Below are 11,864 nucleotides of genomic sequence, written 5' to 3'. Positions count from 1 at the left end.
ATTATTTGTTTCCCAGCAGGTTCTTCAGACGCTCCCACTCATCGCAGGTATAGCTCCTGGCATCCAGAATCTTCACCGTCCGCCCGCTGTCACGGTTAACGGAATACAGCGCATCCTTCTGTGGGGAAAGGATATCACCGGCATTCACAACAATGTCAGACTGGACTTCAGCGATCATTTTTAGTGAACCACCGGCATCACTCAACACTAATGCATGCTTCCCTGACGTTTTGTCATAGCATGACTTCTTCACCTGCCACTCCATTGCATACCTTTACTTATCGGGAACTTTTACATTACGTTACACAGTAGCAGATAAACAAAGTGGCAATAGGCATCAATTGGTAAAACCGCGAGGTGAAATCAATGTTTTCGTAGTGTTTCATTTACCCAATCAACAACGGCTCGCCGGGAAATCTTGATCCCCCCATTTTTCAGTTCCGCTGGCAGAGAAAGCCAATGTACCGGCTGCTGGAAACGCGCCAGTTTGTCTTTCACCCAGTCACTGAGCTCGCGTTGTGCAACATCGGCGTCATATTCAACCACCGCCACGGGACGATGACCAAATTCGGCATCTTCAACCGGGACGATAAACGCCTGCAGCACGTGAGGATGAGCAACAATAACCCGTTCCACCTCTTCCGGCTGAATCCCCTCTCCACCGCTAAAAAAGAGATTATCCAGACGCCCGGCGATGGTCAGTTTTCCGTCATTCAGCACGCCGCGATCGCGTGTGGCAAACCAGCCTTCATCATTGACCAGTGGAACCAGTTTACCGTTTCGCCAGTAGCCTTCCGCCATACTGGCCGCCCGCAGCCAGACTTCATCATTCACGATTCTGACTTCTCGTCCCGGTAAGGGCATACCAACATCAGCCAGGCCGTCCGCCTCTTTTGCGCACACCGTCGAAGCAAATTCCGTCAGGCCATAACCGCACCAGCATCGAATGCCCTGCGCGCGCGCCTGCCTGGTTAACGCCACCGGAATCGCCGCGCCCCCCAGCAAGACCGCTTTCAGCGCCACCGGTGTCTGGTTCACCAGCAGTCGCCAGAGTTGCGTCGGCACCAGCGAAGCATGGGTGCATCCGGCCAGCATCTGTTCCAGCGGCTGTTTATCCCGCACGGTCATCCGCGCACCGGCCACTAACCAGCGCCACAGAATCCCCTGTCCGGAAACATGAAACAGCGGCAGAGAGAGCAACCAGTCGTCGTCTTTTGCCAGCGGCATCAGCGACAGCACGCCTTCAGCACTGGCGAGATGCGCCTGACAGGTATGAACGGCCGCTTTCGGCAGGCCGGTCGAACCGGAGGTCAGAGTCATGGAACACAGGCGCTGCGGCTGCCAGTCGACGGCATGCTGCCCATTCGCGTCCTGGCAGTCCAGCGAGATCAGAAAGGGAAAAGGGTTGTCACCCTCCAGATCCAGCGCAAACTGCAGCGTGAGATCGGGCAACAGTGTCGTCAGCAAGGATTGGGGAAGCTGCGGGTTGACCGGCAGGATCCTTGCCCCACACTGTAACAGCGCCAGCCATGCCAGCAGAGTCTGTGGATGATTCCAGGCGCGCAGCATAACGCCGCAGCCTTCGGTAACGCCCTGGGCGGCAAAACCGCTCGCCAGGGCATCAATACGGGTACAGAGCGTGCGCCAGCTTAGCCCCTCATCATTCAGGCGTAAGGCTGGCGCATCTCCCTGAACCTGCCGCCAGTAACGCCACGGCCAGTCAGGAAAGGTCATCGCAGTCGTTCCAGGGAAGCGTCGTCAACCAACGGCAATGAACTGCCCGGCCAGCGGCGAATTTGCTGCGCCTGCATCAGACTCAACGTATCCAGTCCCGGAATGGTGTCCGGCGTCAGCCACGCGGCAATCCGCGCCAGCTGCGTCAGGCCCAGGCTCGACTCGATGGACGAACTGATCACCGCCGTCAGTCCCAGTGCATGTGCCGCCTGTACCTGTTCGCGTACTTTCTCCAGCGATCCGGTCAGCGTCGGTTTGATCACCACCGCACGTACGCCCTCTTCCGCCTCAAAGACAAAATCAGCGTCACGCAGACTCTCGTCCCAGGCGATGGCAATACCGGTTTCCCGGGCAAAGGCGCGCGAGTCATCGCGCGTTTTGCACGGTTCTTCGAGGAAGGCGATGCGGTTACGGTAGTCCGGGTTCACGTACTTCGCGAACTGCTGCGCCTTCAACGGCGTCCAGGCACGGTTGGCATCCAGACGCAGTCGCAATTGCGGGATCGCTTCCAGCAGCAGGTTGACCACCATCCCGTCGCGCACGGCTTCGTACAATCCGACCTTCACCTTCGCGACTTTTTCGCCGGGCATGTCTGCCAGTTGCAGCACCAGATCGTCCGGATCACCGGTACACAGCGGTGCCGCCCGATAATCCGCCGCTTCAGGCAACGTTCCGGCGATTTCCGCCAGCGCGCAGCTGACGCCAAAAGCCACGGAAGGCATCGTCGGCAATGCGTCGTCTCCCTGCAGCCAGCCGTCAACCCAGGCCAGCAGCGCTGTCTGCGCCTCTTCCTGGGTTTCCTGACTGAAGCCCGGCAGCGGGGAGATCTCTCCCCATCCCTGACGCTCGCCGTCGTGCAGACGAACATACAGCCCGTCACGCGTTTTTAACCGCCTGTCGCGCAGAACCACCCCCGCGTCCATGGGGATCTGCCAGCGGTATACCTGCGCGCTACGCATTACGGATTCCGTTTGAATTTGCTGAAATCAGGCTGACGTTTCTGGTTGAAGGCGTTACGGCCTTCCTGACCTTCTTCCGTCATGTAGAACAGCATGGTGGCGTTACCCGCCAGCTCCTGCAAACCGGCCTGACCATCACAGTCTGCGTTCAGCGCCGCTTTCAGGCAACGCAGCGCCATCGGGCTGTTTTGCAGCATTTCACGACACCAGCGCACGGTCTCTTTTTCGAGTTCGGCCAGCGGGACAACGGTATTCACCAGGCCCATATCCAGCGCCTGTTTGGCATCGTACTGACGGCACAGGAACCAGATTTCACGCGCTTTCTTCTGCCCAACGATCCGCGCCATGTAAGACGCGCCCCAGCCGCCGTCAAAGGAGCCGACTTTCGGGCCGGTCTGACCGAAGATGGCATTTTCCGCCGCAATCGTCAGGTCGCACATCATATGCAGCACGTGGCCGCCGCCGATAGAATAACCGGCCACCATCGCCACGACCGGCTTCGGACAGGTACGGATCTGGCGCTGGAAGTCCAGCACGTTCAGGTGATGCACGCCGGAGTCATCCTGATAGCCGCCGTAATCGCCGCGAACCTTCTGGTCGCCGCCAGCGCAGAAGGCTTTGTCGCCTGCGCCAGTCAGAATAATCACACCCACGTTATCGTCGTAACGGGCGTCTGCCATCGCCTGAATCATCTCTTTGACGGTCAGAGGACGGAATGCGTTGCGCACCTGCGGACGATTAATGGTGATTTTTGCGATACCGTCGGTCGATTTCTCATAGCGAATGTCGGTGTAGCCTTCGGAGCAATCGTGCCATTCTACCGGTGCGTAAAGCATTGTTTCATCAGGATAGATCATAGTGTGTCCTTTAGTCAGAGACGCAGAATCTGCGCCAGACAGTCCACCACGCCTGCGGGGTTTTCCCGATGCGCGTTGTGTCCGGCGTTACGAATCACATGGCGGGTCGCCGCTAACTCCGTCGCGAGAGCGCAGAATTTGCTGTCACGTTCACCACATAAATAATAAAACGGAAACGCGCGCGCGTTGAGCACCGCGCGTAAATCGGGCTGGACCGCCAGCGAGGTGGCCTCCAGCATTGCCGCCAGCGTTTCACCGTTATTCTGGCTACGCAGCGCAACCAATGCTTCTCGTTGTTGCGCGTTCAGCGAAGCAAAAACCGGCTGCTGGTACCAGTCATAAAAAACGTCAGTCAGTGCGTCATGGCGAAAACGTTCCGCCCAGTGGTGGTCAGAATCTCGGCGAGCATCACGTTCAGCGTCGCTTTGCAGCCCCGGATGCCCACCTTCAACCACCAGGCCGCAAAGCCCCGGCATCGCCTGACAGGTCGCCATCATCGCCACTCTGCCGCCAAGGGAATATCCTATCAGCCAGTAGCTTAGTATGTTGTAACTAAGAAGAGTATTATGCAGTAAGGCAAGCACATCAGCGAATCCGCTGACGCGAATCTGCGCTGAACCGCCATGACCGGGCAAGTCGATATACAGCCGGGAAAAGCCCGTAAGCTGCTCGCCAACCGGCTGCCACTCCTGACCATCGCCTGAAAAGCCGTGCAGAAAAACCAGCCAGGGTGAACCTGGCTGCGCGTCTTTTGCCTGCGCGTGCAGGATCATAGATGGCTTACCTGCGCCAGGAGCTGTTGCAGGGTTTGTGCGCCGTCGGTGTCATTGACCACCAGTTCAATCACCGTGGTCGCAGGAGTACGCCATGCGCCCGCCAGCGCCGTCTCCAGTTCATCCCAGCTTTCCGGACGATGATACTTGAGGTTGAACATTGCGGCCGCGTGTTCAAAATGGACATTCTGCGGCATCAGATAGAAGCGTTCACGTTCGCTCTGCGGCGTGGGCAGTAGCGAGAAAATCTGCCCGCCGTTATTGTTCACCACAATCAGTACGAACGGTGCGGAAACCTGGCGCAACAAGGCTAACGCGTTGAGATCGTACAGCGCCGATAAATCGCCCACGATCGCCAGCGTCGATTTCGCGCTGGCGCGCTGTACGCCTGCGGCCGTTGATATTAAGCCATCGATACCGCTGGCCCCGCGATTGCTGTAAACCGGGTAACCTGCCGGGAGTTTTGACAGCGCATCAATCAGGCGCACCACCAGGCTGTTGCCGACAAAAAGCTGCCCTTGCTCAGGCAGATAGTCGCGAATGCGATGAGCCAGTTGCGCCTCGCCAAAGGTATCCCGACGCGCTACGACGGCCTGCCAGGCCTGCTCCGCCAGACGCGGGATATCCACACACCACGGTTGACGTTTTTCCGCAGGATGCAGTTCCAGCCAGTCGCCGATTTTTGCCACCAGACGGCGACCGCGATGATGCGCCGGATCCAGCCGCCCTTCGATATTATCGACAATCCAGTACTCTTGCGGATCACAGCTTGCCTGCCATTGCAGTAAGCGCTTTCCGGTCAGGCTGCTGCCCAGTTGCACCACAATCTGCGCCTGCTGCAGTTCCGTTACGGCCTTCGGGTTGCCGAGCCAGAGGTCGGCACAGGGGAGCGGCTGTCCGGTTTGCGACAGCACATCGCCAATCAGCGGCCAGCCCAACGTCTGCGCCCATTGCGCAACTTTCTTACCCTCTTCCGCACTCATTCGCCCGGCAACGACAACACCACGTTTTTGCCGCCAGAAGAACCAGTCGCGCTGTTTGTCACTCTCCAGCCGACGCGCTTCGCGTAGCCAGGGTTTGTCATCCTGCCACCAGTCACCGAGGCGCTGCTGCCAGGCCAGACCGGTTTCGTCCATCTCGCCATACAGCGGCTCAGCAAACGGGCAGTTGATATGGACCGCGCCGGCATGCAGCGAGGCCAGCGCATTATCGATAGTCGACACCAGCCAACGGGCCGGAATGTCCTGCGTCGGGCGCGGAAGGGAAAGCGTTTGTGACGGATGTGACGCAAACATGCCCGCCTGACGAATCGCCTGGTTTGCGCCGCAGTCAATCAGTTCAGGGGGACGATCGGCCGTCAGAAGGATCAGTTTTTCACCGGTCAGCCCCGCTTCAATCAGCGCCGGATAGAGGTTAGCGACCGCCGTACCGGAGGTCACGATCACGGCAACAGGCTGTTTACTCACCTTCGCCAGTCCCAGCGCCAGATGGCCAAGACCACGCTCATCGAAATGGGTGTGGTGAATAAAAGCCGAATTTTCCGCCGCCGCCAGGGTGAGCGGCGTTGAACGAGAGCCAGGGGCAATGCAAACATGCCTGACACCGTGGCGAGTTAATGCTTCCAGAATGACCGCCGCCCAGCGTCGGTTAAATGCGCTTACTGACATGAGATTGTCCGGTATCAATATTGCGACTCAGTATAAAGAACGGGAAAAAGGGATTATTGATATGAGTCGGGAATATGTAACTCATTATCCATCCATCTGTAACAAAGATCGCAGGCCAGCGGCTTTATTGTCGATTTCCTGCCACTCCTGCTCAGGATCTGACCCGCGAACGATACCCGCGCCGGCATACAGTCGAACCACGTTACCGCTGATTTTCGCCGAGCGCAGCGAAACACAAAATTCACTTTGCTGTAATGACAGATAGCCCGCCGACCCGGCGTACCATTCCCGCGCAAAAGGTTCATGTTGCTGAATAAACGCCCGCGCCCGTTCGCGTGGGATCCCGGCGACGGCAGCCGTCGGCTGCAGTTGCAGTAAACACAGCGTGTCATCCGCCTGATTCAGCGCCGTCCAGATGCAGCGTCGCAAATGCTGCACTTTTCGCAACCGCAGCACCTGCGGCGGTAAAACGTCCAGCGAATGCGTGTACTCCTGCAGGCGCTGGCAGATATCCTCGACCACCAGCATATTTTCGCGCTGATTTTTGTCGTCCTTCATCAGCCATTCGCCCAGTTGCCAGGCTTTATAATCGTCAGGATGATTCGCTACCGTCCCGGCGAGCGCCTCGGTACGGAGCGCAGTATCGCGGCGTCGCCAGAGACGTTCAGGAGACGAGCCCAGGAACGCGCTCTGCGCAGAAAACGCCATGTAAAAATGGTAGCAGTTCAGATTCAAACGGCGACTTGAAGCCATCACAGCAGCGGCATTCACCGGGCGAGAAAAGTGCAGATCGCTGGCGCGCGCCAGCACCACTTTCTCCAGTTCGCCTTCAGCAATCGTCTGAGTGGCCTGCTCAATCAGGTTGATCCAGCCCGCTTTTTCAGGCCAGTGCTGTTCACCGGTTTTGCTCAGCCGCAATGTCGGCAACGGTTTTACACTCGCCAGCGAGGCGAGAAAAGTCAGCGCCCGGTCAGCATCCTCGCGCAGAGAAACATCACTCCACAGATGCAGGCGCAGCACCGCCACGCCTGCGCAGCGCCGCCACTCAAGACGCGGTAACACCAGGTTGCCCTGCTGAGGATCGAACGCGTTCAGTCCCCAGATACGCAGGTCGGTTTGCTGCGGATGTTGACGAAGAAAGCATTGCGCCTCATCGAGAGAAGAAAAGGACGCAACGACGCCCAGCACGGCGGCCTCTTCATCACCGTTGCGCTGCTGCCAGTAAAATTGCGGATAAATGGACTGACTTGTCAGCCAGCTTAACGCATCGAAAGCGTCATTAAGGGGAAAAGGAACATCGAGAACCCGAATGCCAGGTGCCGCCGGGATCGCCTGCGACAAAAGACGCGTCAGACCTTCCAGCGCAGTAGTGAGTGAATGCACGCGGACCTCTCCCTGTTAAAAACCTCACATTATACGGGGTACTGCGGAAAAAAAGCAGTACCCCAGTTTAGGGAGTCAATGCGATCTCGCTTCCAGGTTAGCGTCGTGCCAGCAGTAAGCCGAGCACCAGTCCGACCGTCGCGCCAACGCCAATCCCCTGCCAGGGCTTTTCGTGCACATAGTCATCCGCACGATAAACGGCCTGTCTGGCACGATAATAGTAGCTATCTGAAGCCTGACTTACGCGATTTTTGACCTCATCCAGCGCCTGTTCCGCCCGCGCTTTCAGTTCGATGTACTTTTGATCGGCAGGATCTCCTGAGGAACGTAGCACCTCTTCCAGCGTTTCACTCAGCAACGTCAGGTCGTCATCAATACGCGAATCACCAAATTGATAAGACATTCTCGTTCTCCATGTTAGTAAACCTGCCCCTAACTATAGACAATGACTCAGGATCCCGCCTGAACCGCTTCGCGCGCCATCCCCACATGAGGGATGCCATCTTCCTCATAGACGTCGGTGACCGGTGCAAAACCAAATCGTGCATAGAATGCCTGCAAATGCGCCTGTGCGCCCAGATACAGCGCCTTCTCCGGCCAGTGTTGCTGACAGGATGCCAGCGTCTGCGCCATCAAGTTTTGGCCCAGTTTTTCACCGCGTAACGCTTCACTGACGATCACCCGTCCAATCACTACGGGCTCCAGTTCTTCAGCACTTTTCAGAATCCTCGCATACGCCACCAGCTCGCCGTCATGCCAGCCAAGAATATGGCGGTTTTCACCCACCAGATCGTCGCCGTCCACGTCGAGATAGGGACAGTTCTGTTCCACAACAAACACCGCACAGCGCAGTTTTAACAGCGCATAAAGCTGTGGGACGGTTAATTCCGAATGATGCAGGTCTTGCCAGGTAATCATCGTGCGCTCCTTTTTCCGTAAACGATTTATACTAGCCAGATTATTTTTCAAAAGTGTAATGAAATAATGGAATTTCTCTTTTTAGGTACCTCGGCTGGCGTGCCCACGCGTGCGCGAAACGTGACGGCCATTTTGCTGCATCATCAGCACCCGACGCAGCCCGCGCTGTGGCTGTTTGACTGTGGTGAAGGCACGCAGCATCAGATGTTGAACACGGCATATCATCCCGGCAAAATTGAACGGATTTTCATCAGCCATCTGCACGGCGATCATCTGTTTGGTTTACCGGGTTTACTGTGCAGTCGTTCGATGGCGGGCAATGCTCACCCGTTGACACTTTACGGCCCGAAGGGACTGCGTGAGTTTACTGAAACCGCACTGCGTCTGAGCGGCTCCTGGACTGACTATCCGCTGGAAATCGTCGAAATCACCGCCGGGGAAATTCTCGATGACGGACTGCGAAAAGTGACAGCTTACCCGCTTGAACACCCGCTGGAGTGTTACGGCTACCGCGTTGAGGAGCATGATAAACCCGGCGCGCTAAACGCCAGAGCGCTGAAAGCCGCAGGGGTGAAAGCCGGTCCCTGGTTCCAGGATCTGAAAGCTGGCAAAACGGTCACCCTGGAAGACGGCAGCGTAATACGCGGGGCCGATTTCCTTGCCCCGGCGACGCCCGGTAAAACGGTCGCGATTTTTGGCGATACCGCTCCCTGCGCATCCGCGCTTGCGCTGGCGAAAGGGGTCGACGTGATGATTCACGAGACCACGCTGGATACGTCAATGGAAGAAAAGGCCAACAGCCGTGGACACAGTTCTACCCGCCAGGCGGCGCTGCTGGCACGGGAAGCTGCAGTCGGCAAACTTATCATGACGCACGTCAGTTCACGCTATGACGCCGCGGGTTGCCAGCGACTGCTGGCAGAGTGTCAGGCTATCTTTCCCTCCACTGAACTTGCCGACGATTTCGCCATTTTCACGGTTTAGTGCTCCATTTTTCGCTCTCAGTGCCGATAACAGTAAAAACGCAGTATTCACACTGAGGACAGCATGGACAATTTCCAGAAAGATATCGATGACAGGGCGAATCTGACCCTGTCCAACCGCTTTGAACTGCTGCTGTTTCGTCTGGGAAACTCCCTGCACGAACAGAAATCAGAGCTGTTTGGCATTAACGTGTTCAAATTGCGCGAAATTGTACCCATGCCTGCCTTTACACGTCCGGCGGGGATGAAGGCGCCATTGCTGGGCATGGTCAACATTCGCGACCAGGTGATTCCGGTCATTGATCTCCCCGCCGTTGCCGGTTGTAAGCCGGAGAATGGGCTCAACATTCTGTTAATCACCGAATACGCCCGTAGCGTGCAGGCCTTCGCCGTCGAGTCGGTAGAGAACATCATGCGTCTGGACTGGAAGCAGGTACACACCGCAGAGAAAGCGGTTAACGGCCGCTATATCACCAGCATCGCCTGTCTGGATGAAGACAAAGAGACCAACAACCTGGCGCTGGTGCTCGACGTGGAACAGATCCTGTATGACATCGTGCCATCGAATCACGACCTGCGCGCGACGGAACTGAAAACCAATAAGTTCAACATCACCCCCGGAGCCGTCGCCATCGTCGCGGAAGACTCCCGCGTGGCCCGCGCGATGCTGGAGAAAGGTCTGACGGCCATGGACATTCCTCATCAAATGCACGTCACCGGTAAAGATGCGTGGGACAAAATTCAGCAACTGGCGCAGGAAGCGGAAGCGGAAGGCAAAGCGATTAGCGAGAAGATCGCGCTGGTGCTAACCGATCTGGAAATGCCGGAAATGGATGGTTTCACCCTGACCCGAAAAATCAAAACCGACGAGCGGCTGAAGAAAATCCCGGTGGTGATCCACTCTTCCCTTTCCGGCAGCGCCAACGAAGATCACGTCCGTAAAGTGAAAGCCGATGGCTACGTGGCGAAGTTTGAAGTGAATGAACTGTCATCCGTTATTCAGGAAGTGATGGACCGCGCGGCGCAAAACATCAGCGGCCCGCTGGTCAGCCGTCAGTTGATTGCCTGATGATTCTTCACCCATAAAAAAACCCGCCTCGGCGGGTTTTTCGTTTATGGCTTGTCGCTTACATCAGCGGTGCAGCTAACTGCACAATACTGATCAGCGGCTGCGGGTAGATACCCAGCACCAGCACCAGCAATGCGGAGATCAGTACCACAATGCCGCCCGCGCTGTACTGCCAGTTAGACGGCGCATCGCGGTTAAGCTGCTGCGGCGCACTCAGGTACAGACTCACGGCAACACGCAGATAGTAGTACAAACCAATCGCGGAACCGACCACCACAGCGGCAACCAGCCACCACAGGTGCGCCTGCACGCCGACGGCCAGCACGTAGAACTTACCGATAAAGCCCAGCGTCATCGGGATACCCGCCAGAGACAGCATCATTACCGTCATCACTGCCGCGAGGATCGGACGATGCCAGAACAGTCCACGGTAGGAGAACAGAGAATCGGCATCCGGGCCGCGGTACGGACTGGACATCAGGCTGACCACGCCAAACGCGCCGAGACTGCTGAACAGGTAACCGGCAAGGTAAACGCCGACCGCTTCCATGGACATCTCGCCGCTTTGCAGAGCAATCAGCGCCACCAACAGGTAGCCGAGGTGAGAGATCGACGAATAACCCAGCAGACGCTTGATGTTAGTCTGGCTCAGCGCCATCAGGTTACCGAAGATGATGGAGGCAAAGGCAATCACGCCCAGCACCACGCGAACCGCTTCACTGTCGCCAACCGGCGCGTACAGGAACAGACGCATCACCACGCCGAAGATAGCGATTTTGCTCGCCGTCGCCAGGAAGGTGGAAACCGGAGCCGGTGCGCCCTGGTAGACATCTGGCGTCCACAGGTGGAACGGAACCAGAGAGAGTTTAAAGCCCAGACCAACAATCATCATCCCGAAGCCTGCCAGCAGCAGCGGCTCGTTCAGCATACCGTCGCCGAGGCTCTTACCGAGCGCCACAAACGACAGGTTGCCAGACTGCGCGTACACCAGTGCCATACCAAACAGCAGGAATGAAGAGGCGGCGGCAGACAGGATAGTGTATTTGATACTGGCTTCCAGCGAACGTTTCTGACGGAAGGCATAGCCCACCAGACCAAACAGCGGCAGGGAGATCAGTTCGATACCAAGGAACAGCGCCGCCAGATGATTCGCGTTCGCCAGCAGAATGCCACCCAGCGCGGCAATCAGCACCAGCAGGTAGAACTCTTCCCGGTTATCGTCATAGCCTTCCAGCCACGGATAGGCAAAAGTACAGGTCGCCAGACTCGCCAGCAGAACCAGTCCGGTGTAGAGCATCGCGAAACCGTCAACCCGCATCAGCGGGGTGACATCCATCGCGCCAGCCTGGCCAACAAACCAGAGCGAAACCAGCGCGGCGTTAAGCCCAATGACCGACAGCGTGGCATTGAGGAAGTGATTGCGTCGCCACGCAATGGAGAGCATCACAACCACCACCGTCAAGCCGACGATCAGCAGCGGTAGCAGCGCAATCAGGTGTTGTGGAGTTATTGTCATGGCGA

Annotated in this window: 12 protein-coding genes; 2 read left to right on the top strand and 10 right to left on the bottom strand. The window is 57.2% G+C overall.

Annotated elements, in window-relative coordinates:
* Position 1: 1 nt before the first annotated feature.
* From pmrD to WM46_RS01835, 9 genes are all read right to left on the bottom strand, one after another.
* Positions 2 to 253: a signal transduction protein PmrD gene (gene pmrD / locus WM46_RS01875; protein ID WP_404979084.1), complete on the bottom strand. Its 252-nt coding sequence runs from the start codon at positions 251 to 253 to the stop codon at positions 2 to 4.
* Between the two features lie 110 nt (positions 254 to 363).
* Positions 364 to 1,734 (bottom strand): o-succinylbenzoate--CoA ligase, encoded by a 1,371-nt coding sequence (gene menE, locus WM46_RS01870; protein ID WP_102601267.1) that lies wholly within the window; start codon positions 1,732 to 1,734, stop codon positions 364 to 366.
* A complete protein-coding gene (gene menC, locus WM46_RS01865; RefSeq protein ID WP_102601266.1) occupies positions 1,731 to 2,693 on the bottom strand; it encodes an o-succinylbenzoate synthase in 963 nt (320 codons plus the stop codon). Before menC ends, menE begins: the two co-directional genes overlap by 4 nt.
* A complete protein-coding gene (gene menB / locus WM46_RS01860) occupies positions 2,693 to 3,550 on the bottom strand; it encodes a 1,4-dihydroxy-2-naphthoyl-CoA synthase (RefSeq protein WP_044258523.1) in 858 nt (285 codons plus the stop codon). Before menB ends, menC begins: the two co-directional genes overlap by 1 nt.
* A gap of 14 nt (positions 3,551 to 3,564) precedes the next feature.
* Positions 3,565 to 4,323: a 2-succinyl-6-hydroxy-2,4-cyclohexadiene-1-carboxylate synthase gene (menH, locus tag WM46_RS01855; protein WP_102601265.1), complete on the bottom strand. Its 759-nt coding sequence runs from the start codon at positions 4,321 to 4,323 to the stop codon at positions 3,565 to 3,567.
* Positions 4,320 to 5,990: a 2-succinyl-5-enolpyruvyl-6-hydroxy-3-cyclohexene-1-carboxylic-acid synthase gene (gene menD / locus WM46_RS01850; RefSeq protein WP_102601264.1), complete on the bottom strand. Its 1,671-nt coding sequence runs from the start codon at positions 5,988 to 5,990 to the stop codon at positions 4,320 to 4,322. Before menD ends, menH begins: the two co-directional genes overlap by 4 nt.
* An 84-nt stretch (positions 5,991 to 6,074) precedes the next feature.
* Positions 6,075 to 7,373 (bottom strand): isochorismate synthase MenF, encoded by a 1,299-nt coding sequence (gene menF / locus WM46_RS01845; RefSeq protein ID WP_102601263.1) that lies wholly within the window; start codon positions 7,371 to 7,373, stop codon positions 6,075 to 6,077.
* Between the two features lie 97 nt (positions 7,374 to 7,470).
* Positions 7,471 to 7,776, bottom strand: a complete 306-nt coding sequence (gene elaB / locus WM46_RS01840; RefSeq protein WP_061074800.1) for a stress response protein ElaB — start codon at positions 7,774 to 7,776, stop codon at positions 7,471 to 7,473.
* A 47-nt stretch (positions 7,777 to 7,823) separates the two neighbouring features.
* Positions 7,824 to 8,291 (bottom strand): GNAT family N-acetyltransferase, encoded by a 468-nt coding sequence (locus WM46_RS01835; protein WP_102601262.1) that lies wholly within the window; start codon positions 8,289 to 8,291, stop codon positions 7,824 to 7,826.
* 66 nt (positions 8,292 to 8,357) lie between these two features.
* Between WM46_RS01835 and rbn the strand changes: the two genes are divergently transcribed.
* On the top strand, positions 8,358 to 9,275 hold the full coding sequence (gene rbn, locus WM46_RS01830) for a ribonuclease BN (RefSeq protein ID WP_102601261.1): 918 nt from the start codon (positions 8,358 to 8,360) through the stop codon (positions 9,273 to 9,275).
* Positions 9,276 to 9,338: 63 nt separating this feature from the next.
* Complete coding sequence (locus WM46_RS01825; protein ID WP_044258510.1) at positions 9,339 to 10,343, top strand: chemotaxis protein; 1,005 nt, start codon at positions 9,339 to 9,341, stop codon at positions 10,341 to 10,343.
* Between the two features lie 58 nt (positions 10,344 to 10,401).
* Here the strand turns inward: WM46_RS01825 and nuoN are convergent, their stop codons facing one another.
* Positions 10,402 to 11,859, bottom strand: a complete 1,458-nt coding sequence (gene nuoN, locus WM46_RS01820; RefSeq protein ID WP_042317815.1) for an NADH-quinone oxidoreductase subunit NuoN — start codon at positions 11,857 to 11,859, stop codon at positions 10,402 to 10,404.
* Positions 11,860 to 11,864: the final 5 nt, after the last annotated feature.

This window comes from Citrobacter freundii complex sp. CFNIH2, assembly GCF_002880615.1.
Lineage (GTDB): Bacteria > Pseudomonadota > Gammaproteobacteria > Enterobacterales > Enterobacteriaceae > Citrobacter_A > Citrobacter_A amalonaticus_F.
This window is presented reverse-complemented; position numbering and strand designations above follow the sequence as displayed.

Bases quoted from the DNA above. Each gene is read 5' to 3' on its own strand.
- menE (WP_102601267.1), bottom strand. From the start codon at position 1,734: ATGACCTTTCCTGACTGGCCGTGGCGTTACTGGCGGCAGGTTCAGGGA.
- menC (WP_102601266.1), bottom strand. From the start codon at position 2,693: ATGCGTAGCGCGCAGGTATACCGCTGGCAGATCCCCATGGACGCGGGG.
- menB (WP_044258523.1), bottom strand. From the start codon at position 3,550: ATGATCTATCCTGATGAAACAATGCTTTACGCACCGGTAGAATGGCAC.
- menH (WP_102601265.1), bottom strand. From the start codon at position 4,323: ATGATCCTGCACGCGCAGGCAAAAGACGCGCAGCCAGGTTCACCCTGG.
- menD (WP_102601264.1), bottom strand. From the start codon at position 5,990: ATGTCAGTAAGCGCATTTAACCGACGCTGGGCGGCGGTCATTCTGGAA.
- elaB (WP_061074800.1), bottom strand. From the start codon at position 7,776: ATGTCTTATCAATTTGGTGATTCGCGTATTGATGACGACCTGACGTTG.
- WM46_RS01835 (WP_102601262.1), bottom strand. From the start codon at position 8,291: ATGATTACCTGGCAAGACCTGCATCATTCGGAATTAACCGTCCCACAG.
- rbn (WP_102601261.1), top strand. From the start codon at position 8,358: ATGGAATTTCTCTTTTTAGGTACCTCGGCTGGCGTGCCCACGCGTGCG.
- WM46_RS01825 (WP_044258510.1), top strand. From the start codon at position 9,339: ATGGACAATTTCCAGAAAGATATCGATGACAGGGCGAATCTGACCCTG.
- nuoN (WP_042317815.1), bottom strand. From the start codon at position 11,859: ATGACAATAACTCCACAACACCTGATTGCGCTGCTACCGCTGCTGATC.